Consider the following 22,013-nt stretch of genomic DNA (forward strand, 5'->3'; position numbering starts at 1 on the left):
TGGCAGAGGCGGCACAAGCCTTTGGTGAGCCAAGACACTTCGCCTCCCGCCGATCCGCCAGCAGAGAATCGCCTGACCCGCAAGCTGGGTGAGCGTGAGCTGATTTTCCTGATGGCGATGCTGATGAGCCTGCAGGCGTTCGGCATCGATTCCATGCTGCCCGCGCTCGGCCAGATGGCGGAAGAGATGGGCGCAGAGGGCAATCGCCGACAGCTGGTTATCGGGGCCTATTTCCTTGGCGGCGGCATCGGGGCGTTCTTTCCCGGAGCGTTTGCAGACCGTTTCGGCAGGCGGCCGATCCTTGCGCTGGCCCTGATTTCCTATGTCACGATTTCGGCGGCATGTGCGCTCGTCACCCATTTCGACACGCTGCTTGCCCTGCGTCTGCTGCAAGGATTGCTGTGCGCGGGGTTGAGTGTGGTCCCGGTGGCGATGGTGCGCGACCATGTGGGCGGCGACCGGATGGCGCGGATGATGAGCCTGATCATGATGATCTTCCTGCTCGTTCCCATTCTCGCCCCTGCCATCGGGCAGGCGATCATGTACCTGTTCGGCTGGCGGGCGATCTTCGGTGCGATGGCGATTGTCGGTTCGTTCGCGGCTCTCTGGGCGTGGCTGCGCTTGCCCGAAACGCTTCAGGAAGATGATCGGCAGGACATCCGCCCTTCGACCATCCTGCGCAACATGGGCAAGGCTATCTTTGACCGGCAGGCGATCGGATACGTGGTGGGCGCGGCGCTGGTGTTCGGGTCGCTGTTCGGCTTCCTCAACTCCTCGCAGCAATTGATTGCCGAGACATTCGGGCAGGGCGATTATTTCGCGCTGATCTTCGGCGGAGCGGTGCTGGGGATGATCGCCAGCAATTTCACCAATTCGCGCATTGTCGAGAGGTTCGGCGCGCGGCGAGTGAGCCATACTGCGCTGTTCGGCTTTATCGCGGTTTCGGCCCTTCTGGTCTGGACCGCGTCGGAGCCTCCTTACTTGCTGGCCGAATTTGTCGTGTTGATGAGCCTCGCCATGGCGACGCTCGGCTTCGTCGGGGCCAATTTCAGCTCGATCGCCATGCAGGATTTCCAGCATATAGCAGGCTCGGCGAGCAGCGGGCAAACAGCCGTGCGCATGATGACAGGGGCGATCCTAGGGGCCTATATCGGCAGTCTCTATGATGGCACGCCGCTACCGCTTGCCTACTCGATGCTCAGTTGTGGTCTGCTGGCGTTGGCGGTCGTGCTGTTCAGCGAGAAAGGCAAGCTGTTCCGCCGCGTGAACAAGGCCAAACACATGCCGGGGGGAATGGCACGGTGAGCGACATCTATGACCTGATCATTATCGGCGGCGGGGTGAACGGCGCCGGCGTTGCGCGCGATGCTGCAGGGCGCGGAGCCAAGGTGCTGCTGCTCGAAAAGGGCGACCTTGCCAGCGGCACGTCCAGCAAGTCTACCAAGCTGGTGCATGGCGGCCTACGCTATCTCGAATACTACGAGTTTTCGCTGGTGCGCGAAGCGCTGACCGAGCGTGAAACCGTGTGGCAGATCGCGCCGCATATCGTTTGGCCGATGCGCTTTATCCTGCCCGTCACCCACGGCATGCGCCCGCGCTGGATGCTGCGTGCGGGGCTGTTCCTTTACGACCATATTGGCGGCAAGGGACGGCTCAGCAAGGCGCGCGGGGTGAACCTCGCCAAGCATCCGGCGGGCGCTCCGCTGGAGGAGGACTACAAGCGCGGGTTCGAATACTCGGACGGCTGGGTTGATGATGCCCGGCTGGTGGTGCTGAATGCTCTCGACGCCGCAGAGCGCGGTGCGGATATCCGTACGCGGACCGAAGTCACCTCGGCACGGCGTGAGGGCGATTACTGGCAGGTCGAGGCGGACGGAGAGAGCTTTACCGGGCGCGCTATCGTCAATGCCGCCGGGCCGGGTGCGGACGATATGGCGCGGCTGGCGGGAGAGCAACCCGCCTATGGCATCCGCCGTGTGCGCGGATCGCATATCGTCGTGCCCAAGCTGTTCGATCACGATCACGCCTACATCCTGCAACAACCCGACACGCGCATATGCTTCGCCATTCCGTGGGAGAATGACTTCACCCTGATCGGCACGACCGATGCTGACCACGCCGGATCGCTCGACGATGTGCAGATCAGCAATGATGAAGTGCGCTACCTCTGCGACGCGGCGAACCGCTATTTCGAACACGATGTAACTCCTGCCGACGTGGTGCACACCTACGCCGGGGTTCGCGCGCTGGTGGACGATGGCTCGGGCCGCCCAGAAGCGGCAACGCGCGGCTACAAGATCGCGCTCTCCGATGTGTCACGCGGTGCGCCGATCCTTGGCATCTACGGCGGCAAGATAACCTCCTATCGCCATGTGGCAGAGGACGCGGTCGAGCAATTGTCCGCCCGTCTGCCCATGCTGAAGGGCGAGAGCTGGACGGGCAAGGAGCCGCTGCCGGGCGGCGAGTTCAAGTACACCGCGCAAGAGTTTCTCTTCGATGTCCTGCGTGAGGACTATCCGTTCCTTTCCGAGACGGACATCGTGCGCATCGGCCGCGCCTACGGCACGCGTGCGGGGGACTGGCTGGGCGAGGCGAAAAGCTGGGACGATCTGGGCCGCGTGTTCGGCGCGGGGCTCAGCGAGGCCGAAGTCGAATATCTGCGCGACCACGAATGGGCGCAGACGGCCGAAGACGTGCTCTGGCGGCGCACCAAACAAGGCGTGCATATGAGCGAGGCCGAGCAGGCGGCGCTGACGGAGTACATGGGTGGTTAGGGCAGAGGAGCGCCGCGTGCGGCGGTGAAGACCCTGTACCATTCCTCCCGCGTCCAGCTGATTTCCATCGCCTGCGCGGCTTCGGCAATCCGCTCGGGCTTTTGTGAGCCGACAATGGGGACGATCCCTGCCGGATGCGCCATCAGCCAGCTGTAGGCGGCCACCGCGCGGTCGATGCCTTTCTCTTCAGCAACAAATCCAAGGACGCGCGCAACGGAACGATCTCGCTCGTTTTCGGGCCGCATCAGGCGTCCGCCACCAAGTGGGCTCCACGCCATCAGGGTCACGCCCATGCGCATGGCCTGATCCATCTCGCCATTGTCAAACGCGTCGATCCGCAGCGGGCTGATTTCAGGCTGGGTCGCCGCAAGCGGGGTGTCGAGGAAGTGGCTAAGTGCCTCAATCTGCGCGGTGGTAAAGTTGGACACTCCAATCGCGCGAACCTTCCCGCTCGTGACCGCATCATCAAGGAAGCGCGCCAGCTCTTGCGGGTGGGTGAGAATATCGGGGCGGTGGATCAGGTAAAGGTCGATCACATCGGTGCCGAGGCGGGTCAGGGATTTCTCCAGCGCGCTCTGCATGTATCCCGTCGACTGGTCATAGGGGAGCGGCGGCATGATCCCGCCTTTGGTGACCAGCACCATGCGGTCTCGCAGTAAAGCGTCTGCCGCCAGCACATCACCGAGCAGGCTCTCGACATCGCCAAAGCCATCGCTGCCATTGAAGCCGTAAATGTCGGCGGTGTCGATGAGGTCGATCCCTGCATCGAGCGCGGTGTTGAGAAGGGCCGCGAGATCGTCTGCCGAACCTTCGCTGCGCCACATGCCCCATGCGAGCGGGCTAATGGTGATATCGGTGTTGCCGAGTGTGCGGCGGGCGGGAGTGGGGAGTGTGGTCATTCCAACCCCTCTATCTGCTCACCCTGAGCTTGTCGAAAGGTTGCCCTTCACTTCGAGCGCGGGGTCAAATGAAAAGCAGTCCTTCGACAAGCTCAGGACGAACGGATTTCTATTCCGCAGCCGCCTCAACCCGCGCGAGCAGCGCTTCGACCTGCACCTGCGCGCCTTGGCTGGCGGAAAGCTCGGTCACGGTGCCATCAAACGGCGCGGTGAGCGCGTGTTCCATCTTCATCGCCTCAAGCACCATCAGTCGCTGACCAGAGGTGACGGCATCACCCTCCGCCACATCGACCGCGATAACCTTACCCGGCATCGGCGCGAGGATATCGCCGTCGGCGGCGGCTCCAGGGCCGCCTGCGTCGTGGCGAGGGAGCGCGATCCTGAAGAGATGGCCATCAATTGACAAAAACTGTGCGTCGGGCTCCATGGTATCGCGAAACCCGTGCTCAAAGCTACCGCCGCTTGGCGTTGGGTCATACCTGAAGGCAATAATCTCATCGTTTACGGCAAGTCGGTTTTCGCGTTCTTGATCAGCGTTCATGCGGAAGCCAATTAATGGGACTGCTTTGCTATCGAAGTCTTGGCCTGCTCTAACGAGCCAATTCATCGCATCACTAAGCGCACGGTCGCTAACCGTCGGCAATGCGGTCAATTCTTGCTGTTTCTCGGCGATCAGGCCGGTATCGAGCTTTTCTTCCCGGACATCTGCATCTTCTAGCAGACGAAAAAGGAACCCGAGGTTCGTCTTAATCGGCCAGACCGATGAATATCGTAGTTCGCTTGCGAGCAAATCCAGCGCATCAATGCGGTCGAACCCCTTGACAATAATCTTCGCAATCATCGGGTCATAGAAAGGCGAGATTTCAGAGCCTTCCTCTACACCTGTCTCGATCCTTGCGTCTCCGCAGAATTCGAGGATTTCCAACCGCCCCGTACTCGGCAAAAACCCCTTCGCCGGGTCTTCCGCATACAACCGCGCCTCGATCGCCCAGCCATTGATGCTGAGCTCTTCCTGCTTCAGCGGTATCTCTTCGCCGCTCGCCACGCGCAGCTGCCATTCGACGAGGTCCACGCCGGTAATCTCCTCGGTCACCGGGTGTTCGACCTGCAGGCGGGTGTTCATTTCCATGAAGAAAATGCGGTCGGCGCGCAGGCCTTCGCTCGCATCGGCGATGAATTCGATGGTGCCCGCGCCCTCGTAATCGACGGCCTTCGCAGCGCGCACGGCGGCGGCGCAGATTTCTTCGCGGGTGGCCTCGTTCATGCCGGGAGCGGGAGCTTCCTCGATCACCTTCTGGTGGCGGCGCTGGAGCGAGCAATCGCGTTCGAACAGGTGGACGACATTGCCGTGGCTGTCGCCGAACACCTGCACCTCGATATGCCGCGGCGAGGTGATCCACTTTTCCAGCAGCACCTCGTCATTGGAGAAGCTGGCCTTGGCCTCGCGCCGGCAGCTTTCGAGGTCAGCCTCGAAGTTCTCTGCGGCGTCGACCTTGCGCATGCCTTTGCCGCCGCCGCCTGCGACCGCCTTGATCAGCACGGGATAACCGATGGCATCAGCTTCCTTCTTGAGGCGCTCGACCGACTGGTCCTCCCCTTCGTAGCCGGGTGTGACGGGCACTCCCGCCTCGCGCATCAGCTTCTTCGCAGCATCCTTCAGGCCCATCGCATCGATGCTGGAGGGCTTGGGGCCGACCCAGATCAGCCCGGCGTCGATTACCGCCTGTGCAAAGCCCGCGTTCTCGCTGAGGAACCCGTAACCCGGATGGATAGCCTCCGCGCCCGTTTCCTTAGCCGCGGCGATGATCTTCTCGCCAACAAGATAGCTCTCCGCCGCGGGCGAGGGGCCGATATGCACTGCCTCGTCAGCCGAGCGCACGTGCAGAGCCTTGGCATCGGCATCCGAATAGACCGCGACCGTCGCCACGCCCATGTCGCGCGCGGTGCGGATGATGCGGCAGGCAATCTCGCCGCGATTGGCAATGAGGAGCTTGGAAATCATCAGTTCGCGTCGCAGCCTTCGGTGATGTGCGAATAGGTGACGGTGGCGATTTTCCACGTCCCTTCGATCCGCATCAGCGTGAAAATATTGACCCCGCAATGGCTGCGTTCGCCATCGATCAGAAATTCGAAGTTGGCGGAGACCACCGCAACGGGCCCGTCTTCAAAGCCGCGGATGTTCCAGATCGGCTCTGCCAGATCGTTCTGGCTGCCACTGATGCCCTGCACCAGCTGAGCCATCATTGCGATACCGGTGCGGTCTTCGCCTTCGCGTTCCTCAATGAAAGCGACGATGCTTTCGTCGACGAGATACGGCGCCATCGCGTCGGCATCCTGCGCGTCAAACGCGGTCATGAAGGCGGATACTGTAGCGATGGGATCGGCGGCGTGCACCTCGGCTTCCTGTGCGGTGGCAGGCATAGCGAACATCAGCGACAGGCCGGCAAGAGCAGTGGCAATAGGCTTGAACATGGGCATCTCCTCCATTGCAACCGGATTGCCTGTGCGTGGGTGCAAATGCAACCTTTTGGCTGGCGCCGGTCAGTCTTCCTTGCGGCGCACGCTTTCGTCACGAATGGGGAGATGCGCTGCGTCGGGTATCGGCCCGTCCATGCGCGCTTGCACCAGCAGCTTGCCGCGTGTCCATTCGGGCATTGCTTCTGGCGGGTAGGAACCGCGGACCGTTTCTCCCAGCGCCGAGAGTACATGCCCCAGTTTCTGCAGCGCTCCGGTATGCACGCGGTGGTCCCATGCATGTTCGCCCTGCTCGGCAACTTCCTTGCCGATCGCGCCATAGATATTGGCAGCAGACAGGATCGCCCAACGCTGGCGGAAGCGCAGCTGGCCCGCGCCAATCCTGGCGGCGGCATCGTGCTGCGTGGCCATGTCTGTCATACGCTTGGTGAGGGCGACAAGCTGCTCGCGATACTGCGGCTTCATGTGCTGGCCGGGCGGGATGTCCATCTCCACCAGCCATTCTTCGGGAATATAGCAGCGGCCCGCTGCGTCATCCTCCCACACATCGCGCGCTATGTTGTTGAGCTGGAAGGCGAGGCCAAGGTCACAGGCGCGGTCGAGCACTTCGTGCGCGTCTTCTGGCACGCCCATCACCCGCGCCATCATTACACCGACAGCACCCGCCACGTGATAGCAATAGCGCATCAGGTCGCCCTCGGTGCGCGGACGCCAGCCATCGGCATCGAGCTGGAAGCCGGTGATGACATCGTCACACATTTCGCGGGTGATACCCGTTTCGGCAGCGACGAGACCGAGCGCGTCGAAAGCAATATCGGCAGTCGGCTGGCCATCGAGCGCGCGGTGGGTGAGTATGCGTATGGCTTCGACGCGGTCTTTCGCTGTCGCTTCATCCAGTTTCAGCTCGCCGCCGTGATCCTGCCCGTCAGCAATGTCGTCGCAGCGGCGGCACCAGGCATAGAGCAGGTGCGCGCGTTCCCGAGTCACCTTGTCGAACAGCAGTGATGCGACCGCGAAGCTCTTGGAGCCGACTGCAATGCTTTCCCGCGCGCGTCGCACCAGAGCATGGCGCGGGCGGCCTCCGCCAATCTGCTTGGGTGTCGCCCGCACAAAGTGGCTGGCCACCAGGGGGCGGGGCTTGATACGCTTCACAAATCGCTGACCTTCATCTGCACGATCGTCTTGATGGGCTCGTAAGCCTCCATCTTGGCAAGCAGCCCGTCAAGCGTGTCGGAAACCTGCATGATGCCCTGATGCATGGGACGCACAAAGCCGACCTTGGCCATATGCGCGTTGAATTCCACCAACCCGTCATAAAAGCCGAAGGCGTTGAGCAGGCCGACGGGGCTCTGGTGATAGCCCAGCTGCGCCCAGCTGATCGCTTCCCACAGTTCGTCCATCGTGCCGACCCCGCCGGGCAGGGTGATGAAGCCATCGGAAAGGTCTGTGAAGAATTGCTTGCGCTGGTGCATGGTGTCGACGACGTGCAACTTGGTGCAGTCGAGGTTGGCGACTTCCATGTCTTTGAGCGCCTGCGGGATGATGCCGATGACCTCGCCGCCTTCTTCCAGCGCGGCATAGGCGACAGCGCCCATAAGGCCGGCCTTGCCGCCGCCATAGACAACCCCGATCCCGCGCTGCGCAAGCGTCCTGCCAACCTCGGCGGCAAGCTCCATATAGCGCGAGTCCTCAGGCGTGGCGGAGCCGCAATAGACGGCGATACGGTTCATGCGGAAAGGTCCTCTATCATTAATCCAGCCGTCGCCTTAGCACTTCCGACTACGCCTGGAATACCCGCGCCCGGGTGCGTGCCCGCGCCGACGAGGTAAAAGTTGTTGATCACGTCATCACGGTTGTGGCCGCGGAACCAGGCGCTTTGCCACAGCACCGGCTCCAGGCTGAAGGCGCTGCCCATGTGGGCGTTCAGGTCTTCGGCGAAGTTCTTTGGCGCGTAGTGGAATTTGTGAGTGATGCGGTCGTGGATATCGGGGATCAGACGGCGGCCGACTTCGTCCAGAACGCGCTTCTCCAGCTCCGGCCCGACAGTGTTCCAATCCACCGGCATCTTGCCGAGGTGCGAGACGGGGACGAGCGCGTAGAAGGTACTCTTGCCATCGGGTGCCATGCTCGGGTCGGTCACGGTTGGGTGATGCAGATAGATCGAGAAGTCGGCGGGCAGGACGCCCTTCGAATAGATGTCATCGACCAGCCCGTGGTAGCGTGGGCCGAACAGGATCATGTGGTGCGGAATGCCCGGCCATGATCCTTCGACACCGAAATGCACAACGAACAGCGAGGGCGAAAAGCTCTTCTTGGTCAGCGCCTTGCCATAGGTCTTGCCGCGATGGTTGTCGCCCAGCAACTTCTTGTACGAATGCACGATGTCGGCATTGCTGGCGACGGCATCAAAATTACCAGTCCAGCCGTTCTTGGTGACAACGCCGGTTGCGCGGTCGCCGGTGGTTTCGACCTTTTCGACCGCGTCTCCCACGCGCATCGTTCCGCCGAGACGCTCGAAATGGCGTACCATTCCCGCGATCAGGCGGTTGGTACCGCCGCGCGTCCACCACACGCCGCCATCCTTTTCCAGTTTGTGGATGAGCGCGTAGATGCCGCTCGTCTTCATCGGGCTGCCGCCGACCAGCAGCGTGTGGAAGCTCAGCGCCTCGCGCAGCTTTTCACTGCGGACGAACTTGCTGACGATGGAGTATACCGAACGCCACGCCTGATACTTGGCGAGCGCGGGCGCGGCCTTCAGCATGCTCTTGAAATCGAGGAAGGGGACGGTGCCCAGTTTCACATAGCCTTCGTCATGCACGGCGGCCGAATACTCGAGGAATTTTTCGTACCCTTCGACATCGGCAGGATCGAGCTTGGCGATTTCCTTGCGCAGGTTCTCTTCGTCATTCGAGTAATCGAAATTGGTACCGTCGGGCCAGTTGAGCCGGTAGAACGGCATCACCGGCATCAGTTCAAGGTCTTCATCCATGTCGTGGCCGGAAAGCTCCCACAGCTCGCGCAGGCAGGCAGGGTCGGTGACTACGGTTGGTCCGGCATCGAAGGTGTAGCCGTCCTTCTCCCAGAAATAGGCGCGGCCACCCGGTTTGTCGCGGCTTTCGATCACCGTGGTGGTAATCCCTGCACTCTGCAACCGGATCGCCAGCGCCATGCCACCGAAACCGGCTCCGATCACGCAGGCTGTCTTCCCTTCGGGAGTGGTCATGGCAATTCCTTGGATTGGGGGGCGAGTAGGGGCGGCGACTTCGAAAAGAGCGCATGTGCACCGCGCCACACGGGGATAGGCGGCTTGCCGATCAGCACGCGCGCCCGGTCGGAGAAATGCGATTGCCCGGCGTAAAACCGCTCGATCAGTGGTTCGGGCAGGCCATAGAAACGCTGGAAAACGCGATAGCGTTCCTCTGGCGCGGCACCGGTGAAGAGCATACGCCCGAGTGCGCGGTAAAAGCCCATCGCGTTCCAGTGACGGCGCGCCTGCGCTTCCAGCTTGGCGGCGAGCTGCTCGCCCGGCAAATCCGCGTCTTGCGCCACGGCCAGTGCGACATCGACTGCAACCGGCAGGGTATAGCTGGTGAGCGGGTGGACGAAGCCACCCCGACCGCCTGCTATGGCAACGCCCTGCACCCGATGCTCTGCCTGGAATGCGCTGAAGTTGCCGCCGGTGATGACCGGTAGCACGCCTGTCTCGAAGCCCTGCGGATCGCCTTCCAGACCACGTTCGCGGCAATACTGGTCAATGCGACCCGACAGCATCGAGCGATCCAGATCAGGCCGGTCGGCGTAGTATGTATCCTCTACGAAGACATCGTGCGCACCGAGCGGCAGGACATAGACAAAGCGATAGGCACCGCCATTGCCTGCCGGCGCGACCTGATCGACGCAAGCATCCATGATGACGGGTTTCACTATGCCGTGCGGGGCGGGAGTACGCACATGGCGGCCCATGAAGACCTGCCAACCGCCGCGCAGGGCCTGCGTTGGAGAGAAGCCGCGGCAATCGATCACGCTGCGTGCGGTCACGCTTTCACCGTTGGCGAGGTGGACCGCGCCACCTTCCACCCGCGCGACCTCGCGGTTCAGCATGATAGTGCCGTCTGCCAGTTCGCGGGTCAGTGCAGCAGCAAAATCCTCGCTGGTTAGCGAGAGATAGCTTGCGTCGAGATCGCGTTTGAGGCGCGGGAAGTGTACAGCATAGCCATTGTTCCAAGCAGCCTTGCGAAAGCCCGACATGAGTACAGCGCCTTCGGGCGTCAGGTCGGTTTTAAACCAGCTCCAGCGGTGTTTGCCGCCGATTGCAGGGCCAGCTTCGACAAGCCGGACCGAAAGTTCCGGGCGATGCCGTGCGAGTGCCAATGCAATCAGGCCGCCGGAAAGTCCGCCGCCAACAACCGCTATATCGCAAGTGCGCCCGCTCATCGTTACAATGCCTTAGCGGAAAGCCGTGCGCGCGCAATGATGGCCCGTGGTCCATGCTGCGATGGTTTGCAGCCGGAACCGCCACGCTTGCTGGCACGTTGGGCATGTGAACACTCAAGGAATTGACGAATATGAATTATCGCAAGATCGCCAGCCTGTTGGCCGGCGCACCTTTGCTCGCTGCAATGCCCGCCACCGCGCAAGAGGCGGAATCCGGGCGTGCCGAAGAAGGCCCTCCCGCGGAACGCAACTTTGATCCCGGCATACTGGGCGGAGACTTCATCACGGTGGGTGTAGGTGGTGCGCTGTCACCGTCTTACACGGGTTCGGACGACTACGTGTTTTCTGTCCTGCCGGTGGCTCTGGGCAATGTCGGTGGCGTACAGATCACCCCGCGCGCGGCCGGTTTGCGGCTCGACTTTATCGAGAACCCTGATCAAGGCGTCGGCTTCGATCTCGGCGTCGCCGCCCGCTTGCGCAACAACCGTGCGGAAGACATCGAGGATGAAGTAGTCCTCCAGTATGGTGAGCTCGATCGTGCCATCGAAGTTGGCCCCAGCGTCGGCGTCAGCTTTCCCGGCGTTCTGATCCCGGTTGATACCCTTAGTGTTTCAACCGACGTGATGTTCGACGTGGCCGGAGCGCATGATGGCACGGTGATTGCACCTTCGGTGTCCTACACAACGCCGCTCAGCCGCGGGATGATAGCCAGCCTCTCTTTCAATGCCGAATGGGCGGATGAGAGCTTTCAGGACTACTACTTCCGCTCGGATCCGCTGACTTTCACCGGGGTGCCGGGAGACGCGCTTCCGGCTTACGAGCCTGACGGCGGCGGTTTTACATCTGTCGGTGCGAACCTGCTGCTCGGTATCGATCTGGACGGTGACGCGACCAATGGCGGCTTTGGACTGATCGTACTCACCGGATATTCGCGGCTGGTGGGCGATGCGGCGGATACGCCGTTCACCACCTTGCGCGGCACACGTGACCAGTTCCTTGGCGCGATAGGGCTGACCTACAGCTTCGGACTTTAAGCGGAGCGCAAAAGAAAAAGGGGAGCGACCGCGAGGCCGCTCCCCTTTTTGTTGCGCGTTGCGCTTTCGCTTAGTCGTCCAGACCAAGATCCGGGCGCGGGGCCGGGACTTCGGCATTGCGGTTGCCCGTCATCAGGTAGGTGTCGAACCATTCCATCATACGCACGTTGTAATCGTATTGCGCGGCAGCACGGGCGTTGCCGTGGCCTTCACCCGGGTAGAACACCAGTCGCAACGGAGTGTCCGGCTGGCGGATGCTGATGTTGCGATACAGTTCAAGGCTCTGCGACGGGTGCACACGCGGGTCGCTGTCACCGTGCATGATCAGCAGCGGCGTTTCGGCACGGTCGGCATAGTAGATCGGACTCACTTCGAGCCAGCGCTGCCAGTCGTCCCATGGCCAGCTCTGGGCGTGGGCATTGTACATCTCGTACGGAATGTCCCCCGTGCCGATCTTGCTGATCTGGTTCGAAATGCCCACGAACATGACGCCCGCGGCAAATTCTTCTGAGTGATAGGTGCTGCTCCAGGCAGTGGCATAGCCGCCATAGGAACCGCCCGTCACACCGACGCGGTCGGGATCGGCGATACCGTCTTGCGCAAGCGCATATTTGGCATCGACCAGATCGGTGAATTCGGGATCGGTGTAATTGCCCTGATGCTGCAGCGAGAAGGCGGTGCCATAGCCGGTCGAGCCGCGATAGTTCGGCTGGAACACGGCATAACCCTGTCCGGCTGCGACATGCCCCGGGCCGGAATAGTTGGTGGTCCAGCCGTTGCTGTCATGCGCTTCGGGGCCGCCGTGCACGTCCATTATCAGCGGAGCGCCGCCTTCGGGAACACCGCCAACCGGCAGGACGAGAACGCCTTCGACGACCTGGCCATCACGTGCAGTGAAGGAATAGGCGCGCTGTTCACCCATCGCGATGTTGGCGAGCCACGGGTTGTGGTCCGTCCAGCGCTGGAAGTCGTTGCCATCGAAAAGGAACAGCTCGTTCGGGTGTGACGGCGAGTTCGCTTCCACCGTCAGCAGATTGCCGCCCTGTTCGATGCTGGTCAGGATCAGGCCGTCGGTATCTACATTCTCCAGTACATCCCCGTTTTCGGAATAGAAGCGCAGCTCGCTTTGCACGCCGGTATGGATGATCGCGGCAAGGCGGCCATCGGCCATCCATTCGGCATCCACGGCTGCTTCAGGAGCACCTGCGTTGAGCGCGCGGTAGGCACCCGTTGCTGTGTCGACGAGGTGTAGCGTCGTGTCCGCCGGATCATTGTCAGACACACCCGCAATCATCGAAAGCTGGCTGCCATCGGGCGAAATCTCGATATCGCCGACCTTGCCCGGTGTCTCGACCGTGGTGACCGCGCCGGTCGCCAGGTTGAGGATGTGCGGACGCTTGGAAGTGTAGCTGTCATCGATCAGCGGGGTTGGTGCACTGGTGATCATCGCCCAGCTGCCATCGGGTGCGATGTCAAAGCTGTCGACATAGCCGGGTACGTCGATCTGGCGCGGGTTTTCGTCCACGCCCATGCCGACATTGGCGACGAACAGGCGGTTGAAGCCTTGCTCTTCTTCATAGATTACCGCGTCAAAACCGGCGCGGCGCTCGCTCGTGCGCTGCTCGTCCGCTTCAGCGCCCACGAGCATGTAGACCTGGCTGCCATCGGGAGAGAAGGCATAGGAACGCACGCCTGCATCCGCGACCGTGGCGAGCATGCGGTACGAACCACCGCCTACGGGTACGCCATAGACCGCGCGGTCGCCGCCGCTATCGGTCCACAGGAAGGTGATCATGCTGCCATCGGGCGTGAAACCGATGCCGGAGATGCGCATGTCCTCGGGCAGATAGGCAGTCGCCATCATCGGGCCGTTGGCGAGCATCAGCTGCTGCCTGGCAGTACCGTTGTCCTCACCCTGCGTCACGTCCGGACGGTGCACACGGGTATAGGCGATGTTGGTGCCATCGGGCGACACGGCGATGGTGCCGGTGCTTTCGATCTGGGCAACATGTTCGGGCGTCATCACTTCTTGCGCCATTGCAGGAGTGAAGGGCAGGGCCAGCGCCGAAGCCATCAAAGCGGGGCGATACATGTTCATGCGGGTAGTCCTCTCTCAACGGGTAAGTTTCGTTTGAAACGGCTCATAGCGATCAACGGACGCAAGGCAAAGGTGAAGCGTTGAGGATCAGCTGCCGTTTGCCAAAATGGCGATTGCCCCATAGCGTGACAAACGGGACGGTAATTTGGGGTTACGCGATGCAACAAGTCGCCAAGGTTGCCTTGGGAGCGCTGCTTGCCGGTGCGCTCACACTGAGTGGATGCGGTGGTGGTGGGTCGGGAAATAATTCGGGCGGTACGAATCCCACGCCAACACCTACTCCCACTCCGACAACCAGTCTGTTCCCGATACCCGTTGCTGTCGCTGCACCAACCCCAGGGCCTGTACCTGCAACGCAAATGAGTGCGGCGCTGACTGCCCAGTTCGCTGCGACCGAGCAGTTGTGGGACGATCTGCATCCTTTCTCCGCCCAACTTGCCGGCAAGGGGCAATATGCGCATCGCTACGGCGAATATGCCAGTGATGCCTATTATGCAGGTCTTGATGCCTGGGCGAGCGATGCCGAAGCGCGACTGGCGGCAATAGACCGCAGCACTCTTAACACGGTGGAACGCGTTGCGATTGACACGCTCGCATGGCGCGTATCGGTAGTACGAGGACGGTTGCAGCCTGCCAATCGCGCCTTCGAACAGGCCCTGGCGATCAACCATATGACCGGCGCGCTGGCCTTTTACCCGAACTATGCCTCTGGCAATGGTGCGCTGCCGTTTGATGACCTGGACGATTATGAAGACAATATCACCCGCACCCGCGAATATGCAGGCGAGCTTGACAATATTATTGTCGCACTCACCGCAGGCGCAGCGGTGGGCATTGTGGAATCGCGGGTCACCATCGATATCGTAATCGCCCAGATAGATGGCGTGCTGGCCAGCGATCCGACCGCTTCGCCGTTCTACCAACCGGTCACAAATTTTCCCGCAGGTGTGCCTTCAAGCGAGCATGCGCGGCTGCGCGATGAATATCGCCAGCTTGTGCAGAATGATGTCGATCCGGCGCTACGCCGATTACGGACCTATCTTGCCAATACCTACCGCCCGGTTGCGCGTACAACGCCTGGACTTGCAGCACTGCCGGGAGGGCGCGATTACTATAACTTCCTGATTGGCGCTTCGACCTCGCTCAATTTATCGGCTGCGGAGGTGCACCAGATCGGCCTTGCGGCCACGCAGGATATCCTGGGTCGCATGGATCAGATCCGCCGTGCTGATGGATTTAGCGGTTCGCTTGATGCGTTCGACGGCAACCTATCCAGCCGCCCCGAATTACGCGTGGGCTCCCGCAACGAGCTGGTTAGGCTGTATCGCGCCATCGGTACTGAAGTGGATCGCCGGATCGGTGACCTGTTCCTTTACGCTCCGGCAAGCGAACTGGTGATTGAACCTTATGACTCGGTGGAAGAGCAATTCATCTTTGCTGCTACCTATACGCCTGGTACGGCTGATGGGTCGCGGCCCGGGCTGTTCCAGTTTAATGCTTCGCAGCTGGGCGGTCACCAGCTTGCGACCTACAGCCTGTATCTGCACGAGGGCGTTCCGGGACACCATTATCAGATCATGTTCGCGCGGGAGGATGCAGGCCTTCCGTGGTTCATGCAGCAGACCGGCCTGACGGCCTTTGTAGAAGGCTGGGCGCTGTATTCGGAAACGTTAGGGTATGATCTCAACCTCTACGAAGACCGCCTGATCGAATATGGTCATTTGCGTCTGCAGTTGCTGCGATCATTGCGGCTCGTCGTCGATACGGGGATCCACGATATGGGCTGGAGCCGCGCGCAGGCGATCCAGTTCATGATCGATAACGGGCCCTATGGTCAGGGTATTTCAAGCGAGATCGATCGTTACATCGCCATCCCTTCACAAGCGCTTGGCTATTGGCTGGGTGCCGACAAATTCACCACAATGCGTGCTGAGGCAGAGGCGGCGCTGGGCGGCAATTTCGATATCCGCCAATTCCACCATCAGGCAATCGGTACGGGTACCGTGCCGTTCCCGGTGCTGGAAGCCAAGATCGACAATTGGATTGCATCGCAATGATGTAACCCCGCAGGTACAGGGAACGAAGGCTGGAAGAATACTGAACAACGGGGACTTTCCATGACACTTTCACTTAACCGCGCAGCGCAGATCATTGCCATTGCTTTGATCGCCACTGTCGTGACGCAAATCCTGTATGTCCACTTCGAAGTGAATGGCGATCCGGCCATAGCCTATCCGATCTGGCGAACCGAAGCCTATGCGTTTCTTGCCATCGGTCTGGCGGCCTTCGCATTTGTACGGGATATGCCCATCGTCGCTGGCGGCCTCATTATTGGCGCGGTGTTCAATGTCATCCAGACGGGTGTGGGTATTGCTCTTTTCAACCCTGTTTTCGGCGGAGGAGAAGCACTGGCTCCGCTTGGCGGTGCCTTGGTCGGCTTTGCGTTCTTTCTCTATCACGCGGCCAAGGTGGCGCTGGCCGCTTCGGCTATCGCAATTGGCATGCTGGCGTGGAACGGTGCGAGCGGCTGGCCCAAAATCGCGGGTGCCTTGGCCGGTGTCACGGGCCTGATCGCGCTGCTTTCGAACCTGGCCGCAATGACCGTGGGACGCGATCTCGCGCAAGTCGCCGGTGGTTCCGGCACTGCAGCTGTGTTCTTCCTGGCGTTGGCTATCGGGGCCGTCAGGCCGGTTGCGGACAGGTAATCCCCTCGTCTAGCGTCCCTTCGAGACAAGTGGAGGGACGCAGATGAGATTGGCAGTTGCGGCATGGGGCGCGCTCGCGCTGGCTTCGCAGCCGGTGGCAGCGCAGGTCGACTACTCCGATCTGCGCTGCACCTACGAACTCATCGTGCTTGGTGCGGGGCAGGATGCGGGTGCGCCGCAGATCGGCAATGCGGAGGATGAAGGGCCGCGCCTGCTGCCCAGTTCGCTCGGCCTGATCGATCGCAATGCAGGAAAACGCTACCTGTTCGATGCAAGCCCTGCCATCACCGAGCAGTTGACCATGCTGGACGGGCGTGAACCGCCAACTGACGGGCTGGGCGTGGATGGCGTGTTCCTGACCCATGCGCATATCGGCCACTATCTCGGGCTAGCCTACTTCGGGCGTGAAGCGGCAGGGGCGAGCAACGTGCCCGTTTATGCAATGCCGCGCATGATGGAGTTTCTCGCTGGCAACGGGCCCTGGAGCCAGTTGGTCGAACTTGGAAATATCGCGTTGCAACCGATGGCGGATCGCAGTCCGGTTGAGCTGGAAGGGGGGCTGGAAGTCACGCCCGCGCCCGTTCCGCACCGCGACGAGTATTCGGAAACGGTCGGCTTCTCTATCTCCGCCCCCAGGCTGGGTGAGGCACTCTATCTCCCTGACATTGACTATTGGCCCACCGACCGCCGCGGACCACTGCTTATAGAAGCTATCGAGCGGTTCGATTACATCTTCATCGACGCAACGTTCTGGGACGACAACGAACTGGGCGGGCGCGATATGAGCGAAATTCCGCACCCTCGAGTCACGGAAACCATGGATCTACTGCAAGATCGTCCGGTACAGGATCGTCTCAAGGTCCACTTCATCCATTACAACCACACCAACCCGATCCGCGACCCGGGCTCGCCCGAAAGCCGCGAGGTCGAAGAGCGCGGGTTCAATGTCGCGCGGCGCGGGGACAGGTTCTGCCTTTAACGCTCGACGCTCTGCATCAGCGATGAGGAATAGGGCTGGAGCAGTGCCTCTGCCTTGTCCCAATCTCCGTGTAGCCAGATCGCCCAGGCGTCGCGGTGTGGCGGGAGCATGGCGGGCATGGCATCGCGGCCTGTTTGCTTCAGTAGCGCATTGGGTTCGGTAGAGAGCAGCGCGAAACCGGGCACTTCGCTGTCCATCCAGACTGCGGCCATTGCGAACACCGGTTGATCGGCGCAGGCAAACCAGTGCTGCCGACGCTTTCCGTCTGCACCCGTGCGGCCCCATTCCATGAAGCTGGTTGCCGGAATGAGGCAGCGGAATTCGGGATTGCGCAGGTTGCCGATCCAGAACGGGCTTTGCCGGTTGCGCACGCTCAGTACAGGCCGCGCGGCATCGTGCGCGGTGCGCGGTGGAGGAACGCCCCACAACCGCGGCACCATGCGCCACGGTTGGCGGCCCGAACCCGGCCCGGCGATGAACTCCCGCCCCGCCGTGATCACCGGGGCAAAGCTCTGCGGCGCGACGTGACCTCCGGCCCACGGGTCGTTTCCGGCTTCAATGTCAAAGGTATCCGCGATCTCCGTAGCATCGGCATCGAGGCGGTAGAGCACGGTCATACCCCGCAGCGTTGCGGGGCAGGGCATTGGTGTCAACTGTTGCGGGGCTGCCTAGTTCTGGCGGATGCGCTTCAGGAACATCTCTGCCTGCGCGGTCAGTTTGCCGGCCTGCATGTCGAGCTCCTTGGAGGAATCGAGCAACTGGTCGGCGGCAGAGCCAACGCCGGTTGCCTTTTCCAGCAGGTCCTTGGCGTAACTGGCTACTTCGCCGGTTTCGCGAGCCGACACATCGATATTGCGCGCCAGTTCCTTGCCCGCGACCGATTGCTGGTCAACCGCAGAAGCGATGGATACCGAGGTGCGCTCCAGATCGTGGATATGCTTGGCGACGTTGCGCAACTGCTCGACACTTGCCCGGGTCGATCCCTGCATGGTTTCGATCTGGGTGCCGACCTTGCTGGTGGCGGCGCTGGTCTGGTGTGCCAGTTCCTTCACTTCGGATGCCACCACGGCAAAACCGCGACCACTGTCCCCGCCACGTGCAGCCTCGATAGAGGCATTGAGCGCCAGCAGGTTGGTACGGTTGGCAATCGTCTGGATCAGCTCCAGCACTTCGCTGATTTCCTCGGCAGATTCGGACAGCGCGGAAATATTGGCATCGGTGCCATTGGCAGAAGTTGCCGCGTCGCGTGCGAACTGTTCCGATTGCATCGCCTGACGGCTGATTTCATCGATAGACAGGGCAAATTCGTCTGAAGCGGCCGCAGCAGCGGTGGCGACATCGGAAGCGCGTTTCATGGCATCGGCCACCGACTGGGCGGTTTCGGAAGAACCATGCGCGGTCTTCGCCATATCGGCGGCGGTTGCGCTCAGCTGGGTCGCTGCGGAGGCGACGCTGCCGGCGATTTCGCCGATCGTGGTTTCGAACTCCGCGGCGATATGCACGAGCTCGCGCTGGCGTTCGGCTGCGGCATCTTCCCTGAGCTGGTCATGAGCCTCGGATTCGAGCCGCATGTTGTCCATGCGGACATAGTCGCGGCTGAACGCGTCGAGTGACCGGGCAAGGTCGCCCAGTTCGTCCTTGCGGTTCAGGCCGGAAACCTCGATGTCGCGCGCGCCCTCTGAAAGGCGGCGCATCTCGCCGGCCACATTGGCAATGGGTTCCACAATGTCGAGCCGGGTCGCGCGCTTGGCAAAGCCTACCCAGACAAGCCCGATCAGCGCGGCGAAAAAGGCAGTGGGGCGTCCCCAGCCTGCAAGAACCGGGATGTAATCCTCGATAAAGGTGCAGGCGAAAAGAAGGACAAACAGCGCAATGATCGAGTTGTAGAACCTGTTCAACTTCTCAACGACCGACAGATGGCCGAAAATGCGAGCCATCGGCCCGTGCCCGGTGTTGGCTACGGCGCTGTCTACAGCAAGTTCAGTGTCTTCGCCGTGCGACGAAGTATCAATTTCCATAGCAATGTTCTGCGGCGCATTCATCTTTGGGCTCCTGTATGAATGCACCGGTATGGGAACATGGCTAAGACAAGGTTAACGACCTTGAGAAATGTGCCCGTCTTGCCGCGCCGAAAGCCGTCTTACGGCGTGTAATAGGTTGGCGAACCCGGCCCCACGGGAATGCCCATCACGAAGGTCCACAGGTAGAAGAACACGCTCCACGCGGTGATGAAGAAGATCGTATAGGGCAGCATCATGGCAATCAGCGTGCCGACGCCCAGATCTTTCTGGTAACGCGTTGCCCAGGCCAGGATCAGTCCAAAATAGCTCATCATCGGGGTGATGATATTGGTCGTGCTGTCACCGATGCGATAGGCCGCCTGGATCGCTTCTGGTGAATAGCCGATCAGCATCAGCATGGGCACGAAGATGGGTGCAGTCACCGCCCACTGCGCCGATGCGCTGCCGAGCGACAGGTTGATCACCGCGCAGATAAGGATGAACAGGAAGAACACCATCGGCCCGGTCATGCCGGTTTCGACCAGGAAGTTCGCACCCGTCACCGCGGTAATTGCGCCCAGATTGGTCCAGCCGAAGAAAGCGACGAACTGCGCGGCAAAGAAGACCAGCACGATATAGAGGCCGAGCGAGCTGAGTGCTGCTGCCATTGCGTCGATCACGTCGCGGTCGGTCTTCATCGTGCCTGTGGCGCGGCCGTAGGTGTACCCGATGGTGACGAAGAAGATGAATATCCACACCACGAAGCCATCGAAGAATGGCGAGTCCATACGGTCGCCATCCTCGGCATTGCGCAGGATTCCCCATTCGGGAACGAGGGTTATCGCCATCAGCGCCAGCACGCCGAGCAGCGCAATGCCCGCCCAACGGAGCCCCTTACGCTCGTCCTCGGTCAGCGGCTTCATCATGCCATCATCAAGGATGGTCGGATCCGCCTTGGAGGCATCATATTCGCCCAGCTTGGGCTCGACGATATAGATCGAAACCAGCGAACCGATCACCGCGACCAGGAAGGTAGATGCGAACATGAAGTACCAGTTCGCCGTCGCCAGCACGGTGTAATCGGGGTCGATGAGCTGTGCTGCTTCCTGCGTGATCCCGGCGAGCAGCGGATCAATCGTGCCGATCAGCAGGTTGGCGGAATAGCCGCCCGACACACCTGCAAAGGCGGCCGCCATGCCCGCGAGTGGATGCCGGCCAAGCGCGTAGTAGATGGCTCCGCCGAGCGGGATAAGCACCACGTATCCCACTTCACTCGCGGTGTTGGAAATGATCCCGGCAAACACGATGGCAACGGTCACCAGCTTTGGCGGTGCGCCCATAACCAGGCTGCGAACAGCGGCGCTCAACAGTCCAGATTTCTCGGCCACGCCAACACCCAGCATGGCGACGAGCACTACGCCCAGCGGAGCAAAACCGGTGAAGTTATCGACCAGCCCTGTAAAGATGCGCCGCACCCCGTCGCCATCGAGGAGGCTGACTGCGCGGATCATGCCGTCCTCTGCCACGCCCGGCGCGCCTGCAGGCCGTGGATCGACGACCGCCACGCCCATATATCCCATCAAACCGGACAGCAGCACGATACCAAGCGCCAGCAGGGCGAAAAGTGTCACCGGATGCGGCAGCAGGTTCCCCAGCCACTCCACCCCGTCGAGAAATCGCGTGAAGGCATTGCGCTTGCCTTGCTGGTGTTCTGCGGGGGTAGTGGGGAATTCGGTCATGTTGGCATTCGCTCCTGATCGGAAACTCTTGGCGGTTGCACTGCCTAACGCACTGCCAGCTTATCTCAAGCCGAATGCAGGGATGCAGCTTCCTGCCTTAACTTGCGGTGACGCAGCACCGTTCATCGAATGCTGGCACGGTTTGGTCGGGCGCAGCTGGCCAGCGCGGGCGCCTCTGTGCTCGAATAACGCGCGTTCCGGGAGAAGCACATGTCCATTTCCAACGATCACCTGCACCGCATATCGGCAATCGTTGCCATTGCGCTTATCTCCACTGTGGTGACGCAAGTGCTCTACATGGCATTCCTCGGAGGGCCTCAGCCTGCCGACCCGGCAGTGGGCATGACCAACGCGGATATCGCGCGGTACTTCACAGATCGCTGGCAAGAGGTCGCGACTATCTGGACCATAGAGGCCGTCGCATTCATGACCATTGCGATTGGAGCACTGACTGCATTGCCTGGTGGCCGTCGTCGGCTCGGTTGGGCAGCACTGGCCGTGGCGGGCGTGTTCAACCTCGTGCAGATCGGGATCGGGCTATCGCTGTTCAAACCCATCGCGCTGGCGGGCGAAGCCCACACCTGGATGTTCTGGGCCTTCGTGGGCGGGGCGTTCGCATTCTATTTTATCGCCAAGATTGCGGTCGGTGTGGCCGCAGCAGCATTCGGGTTTGGCTTGATGCGCGAAGCACATGGCATGATGGGCCGCGTGACCGGTGGGCTAGCGCTGCTGGCCGGTGTTGCGGCAGCCGTAGTGAACGTCGCAGCGCTTGGTGCCGGGATGGGTTGGCTGATGATCGCGGGCGGCACAGGCACGCTGGCGGCCTTGCTGCTGGCCGTGGCGCTGATCGCGCATGGTAGAACGCATACGAACTAA

At 61.3% G+C, this 22,013-nt stretch carries 18 protein-coding genes; 7 read left to right on the forward strand and 11 right to left on the reverse strand.

All coding sequences use genetic code 11. The features are described from left to right. Positions 1 to 24: 24 nt before the first annotated feature. Together OOZ52_RS07950 and OOZ52_RS07955 are read left to right on the forward strand one after the other, a co-directional pair. The gene (locus OOZ52_RS07950; RefSeq protein WP_274697973.1) at positions 25 to 1,305 is read left to right on the forward strand and encodes a multidrug effflux MFS transporter; all 1,281 of its coding nucleotides are present in this window, start codon (positions 25 to 27) and stop codon (positions 1,303 to 1,305) included. Then, entirely contained in the window at positions 1,302 to 2,774 is a 1,473-nt protein-coding gene (locus tag OOZ52_RS07955; RefSeq protein WP_274697974.1) for a glycerol-3-phosphate dehydrogenase, read from the forward strand. Before OOZ52_RS07950 ends, OOZ52_RS07955 begins: the two co-directional genes overlap by 4 nt. Here the strand turns inward: OOZ52_RS07955 and OOZ52_RS07960 are convergent. From OOZ52_RS07960 to crtY, 7 genes are all read right to left on the reverse strand, one after another. Next, complete coding sequence (locus tag OOZ52_RS07960) at positions 2,771 to 3,673, reverse strand: aldo/keto reductase (RefSeq protein ID WP_274697975.1); 903 nt, start codon at positions 3,671 to 3,673, stop codon at positions 2,771 to 2,773. The two genes, OOZ52_RS07955 and OOZ52_RS07960, sit on opposite strands and share 4 nt — an antisense overlap. A gap of 109 nt (positions 3,674 to 3,782) precedes the next feature. After that, positions 3,783 to 5,675, reverse strand: coding sequence for an acetyl/propionyl/methylcrotonyl-CoA carboxylase subunit alpha (locus tag OOZ52_RS07965; RefSeq protein WP_274697976.1), 1,893 nt, complete (start codon positions 5,673 to 5,675; stop codon positions 3,783 to 3,785). Continuing rightward, complete coding sequence (locus OOZ52_RS07970; protein WP_274697977.1) at positions 5,675 to 6,145, reverse strand: nuclear transport factor 2 family protein; 471 nt, start codon at positions 6,143 to 6,145, stop codon at positions 5,675 to 5,677. Before OOZ52_RS07970 ends, OOZ52_RS07965 begins: the two co-directional genes overlap by 1 nt. Positions 6,146 to 6,214: 69 nt before the next feature. Beyond that, the gene (locus OOZ52_RS07975) at positions 6,215 to 7,237 is read right to left on the reverse strand and encodes a phytoene/squalene synthase family protein (RefSeq protein ID WP_274698337.1); all 1,023 of its coding nucleotides are present in this window, start codon (positions 7,235 to 7,237) and stop codon (positions 6,215 to 6,217) included. A gap of 59 nt (positions 7,238 to 7,296) precedes the next feature. Then, positions 7,297 to 7,878: an LOG family protein gene (locus tag OOZ52_RS07980; protein WP_274697978.1), complete on the reverse strand. Its 582-nt coding sequence runs from the start codon at positions 7,876 to 7,878 to the stop codon at positions 7,297 to 7,299. Continuing rightward, positions 7,875 to 9,371 (reverse strand): phytoene desaturase, encoded by a 1,497-nt coding sequence (locus tag OOZ52_RS07985; protein ID WP_274697979.1) that lies wholly within the window; start codon positions 9,369 to 9,371, stop codon positions 7,875 to 7,877. Before OOZ52_RS07985 ends, OOZ52_RS07980 begins: the two co-directional genes overlap by 4 nt. After that, entirely contained in the window at positions 9,368 to 10,582 is a 1,215-nt protein-coding gene (crtY, locus tag OOZ52_RS07990) for a lycopene beta-cyclase CrtY (RefSeq protein WP_274697980.1), read from the reverse strand. Before crtY ends, OOZ52_RS07985 begins: the two co-directional genes overlap by 4 nt. 131 nt (positions 10,583 to 10,713) lie before the next feature. On the opposite strand from crtY, the gene OOZ52_RS07995 reads away from it, so the two are divergent. Then, positions 10,714 to 11,616, forward strand: coding sequence for a MipA/OmpV family protein (locus OOZ52_RS07995; protein WP_274697981.1), 903 nt, complete (start codon positions 10,714 to 10,716; stop codon positions 11,614 to 11,616). Between the two features lie 70 nt (positions 11,617 to 11,686). Here the strand turns inward: OOZ52_RS07995 and OOZ52_RS08000 are convergent, their stop codons facing one another. Continuing rightward, complete coding sequence (locus OOZ52_RS08000) at positions 11,687 to 13,714, reverse strand: alpha/beta hydrolase family protein (RefSeq protein ID WP_274697982.1); 2,028 nt, start codon at positions 13,712 to 13,714, stop codon at positions 11,687 to 11,689. 158 nt (positions 13,715 to 13,872) lie between these two features. On the opposite strand from OOZ52_RS08000, the gene OOZ52_RS08005 reads away from it, so the two are divergent. From OOZ52_RS08005 to OOZ52_RS08015, 3 genes are read left to right on the forward strand one after another with little or no spacing between them, the layout of a single operon-like run. Next, positions 13,873 to 15,771 carry a DUF885 domain-containing protein gene (locus tag OOZ52_RS08005; protein ID WP_274697983.1) on the forward strand — a complete coding sequence of 633 codons (1,899 nt, stop codon included), beginning with the start codon at positions 13,873 to 13,875 and terminating at the stop codon, positions 15,769 to 15,771. A 60-nt stretch (positions 15,772 to 15,831) separates the two neighbouring features. Continuing rightward, on the forward strand, positions 15,832 to 16,419 hold the full coding sequence (locus OOZ52_RS08010; protein WP_274697984.1) for a hypothetical protein: 588 nt from the start codon (positions 15,832 to 15,834) through the stop codon (positions 16,417 to 16,419). A 43-nt stretch (positions 16,420 to 16,462) separates the two neighbouring features. After that, positions 16,463 to 17,398, forward strand: a complete 936-nt coding sequence (locus OOZ52_RS08015) for an MBL fold metallo-hydrolase (protein WP_274697985.1) — start codon at positions 16,463 to 16,465, stop codon at positions 17,396 to 17,398. Here OOZ52_RS08015 and OOZ52_RS08020 read toward each other — a convergent pair. From OOZ52_RS08020 to OOZ52_RS08030, 3 genes are all read right to left on the reverse strand, one after another. Further along, positions 17,395 to 18,042 carry an SOS response-associated peptidase family protein gene (locus tag OOZ52_RS08020; RefSeq protein ID WP_274697986.1) on the reverse strand — a complete coding sequence of 216 codons (648 nt, stop codon included), beginning with the start codon at positions 18,040 to 18,042 and terminating at the stop codon, positions 17,395 to 17,397. The genes OOZ52_RS08015 and OOZ52_RS08020 overlap by 4 nt on opposite strands. 24 nt (positions 18,043 to 18,066) lie before the next feature. Continuing rightward, positions 18,067 to 19,440, reverse strand: a complete 1,374-nt coding sequence (locus OOZ52_RS08025) for a methyl-accepting chemotaxis protein (protein WP_274697987.1) — start codon at positions 19,438 to 19,440, stop codon at positions 18,067 to 18,069. A 98-nt stretch (positions 19,441 to 19,538) separates the two neighbouring features. Then, a complete protein-coding gene (locus OOZ52_RS08030; protein ID WP_274697988.1) occupies positions 19,539 to 21,137 on the reverse strand; it encodes an AbgT family transporter in 1,599 nt (532 codons plus the stop codon). A gap of 210 nt (positions 21,138 to 21,347) precedes the next feature. Here OOZ52_RS08030 and OOZ52_RS08035 point away from each other — a divergent pair, with 210 nt between their 5' ends. Beyond that, positions 21,348 to 22,013, forward strand: a complete 666-nt coding sequence (locus OOZ52_RS08035; RefSeq protein ID WP_274697989.1) for a hypothetical protein — start codon at positions 21,348 to 21,350, stop codon at positions 22,011 to 22,013.

This window comes from Aurantiacibacter sp. D1-12 (assembly GCF_028858515.1).
In the GTDB taxonomy this organism is placed as follows: Bacteria; Pseudomonadota; Alphaproteobacteria; order Sphingomonadales; family Sphingomonadaceae; genus Alteraurantiacibacter.

Coding starts and splice junctions, on each gene's coding strand:
- OOZ52_RS07995 (WP_274697981.1), top strand. CDS start 10,714: ATGAATTATCGCAAGATCGCCAGCCTGTTGGCCGGCGCACCTTTGCTC.
- OOZ52_RS08025 (WP_274697987.1), bottom strand. CDS start 19,440: ATGAATGCGCCGCAGAACATTGCTATGGAAATTGATACTTCGTCGCAC.
- OOZ52_RS08035 (WP_274697989.1), top strand. CDS start 21,348: ATGTCCATTTCCAACGATCACCTGCACCGCATATCGGCAATCGTTGCC.
- OOZ52_RS08030 (WP_274697988.1), bottom strand. CDS start 21,137: ATGACCGAATTCCCCACTACCCCCGCAGAACACCAGCAAGGCAAGCGC.
- OOZ52_RS07985 (WP_274697979.1), bottom strand. CDS start 9,371: ATGACCACTCCCGAAGGGAAGACAGCCTGCGTGATCGGAGCCGGTTTC.
- OOZ52_RS07965 (WP_274697976.1), bottom strand. CDS start 5,675: ATGATTTCCAAGCTCCTCATTGCCAATCGCGGCGAGATTGCCTGCCGC.
- OOZ52_RS08005 (WP_274697983.1), top strand. CDS start 13,873: ATGCAACAAGTCGCCAAGGTTGCCTTGGGAGCGCTGCTTGCCGGTGCG.
- OOZ52_RS07960 (WP_274697975.1), bottom strand. CDS start 3,673: ATGACCACACTCCCCACTCCCGCCCGCCGCACACTCGGCAACACCGAT.
- OOZ52_RS08000 (WP_274697982.1), bottom strand. CDS start 13,714: ATGAACATGTATCGCCCCGCTTTGATGGCTTCGGCGCTGGCCCTGCCC.
- OOZ52_RS08020 (WP_274697986.1), bottom strand. CDS start 18,042: ATGCCCTGCCCCGCAACGCTGCGGGGTATGACCGTGCTCTACCGCCTC.
- crtY (WP_274697980.1), bottom strand. CDS start 10,582: ATGAGCGGGCGCACTTGCGATATAGCGGTTGTTGGCGGCGGACTTTCC.
- OOZ52_RS08015 (WP_274697985.1), top strand. CDS start 16,463: ATGAGATTGGCAGTTGCGGCATGGGGCGCGCTCGCGCTGGCTTCGCAG.
- OOZ52_RS07980 (WP_274697978.1), bottom strand. CDS start 7,878: ATGAACCGTATCGCCGTCTATTGCGGCTCCGCCACGCCTGAGGACTCG.
- OOZ52_RS07970 (WP_274697977.1), bottom strand. CDS start 6,145: ATGTTCAAGCCTATTGCCACTGCTCTTGCCGGCCTGTCGCTGATGTTC.
- OOZ52_RS08010 (WP_274697984.1), top strand. CDS start 15,832: ATGACACTTTCACTTAACCGCGCAGCGCAGATCATTGCCATTGCTTTG.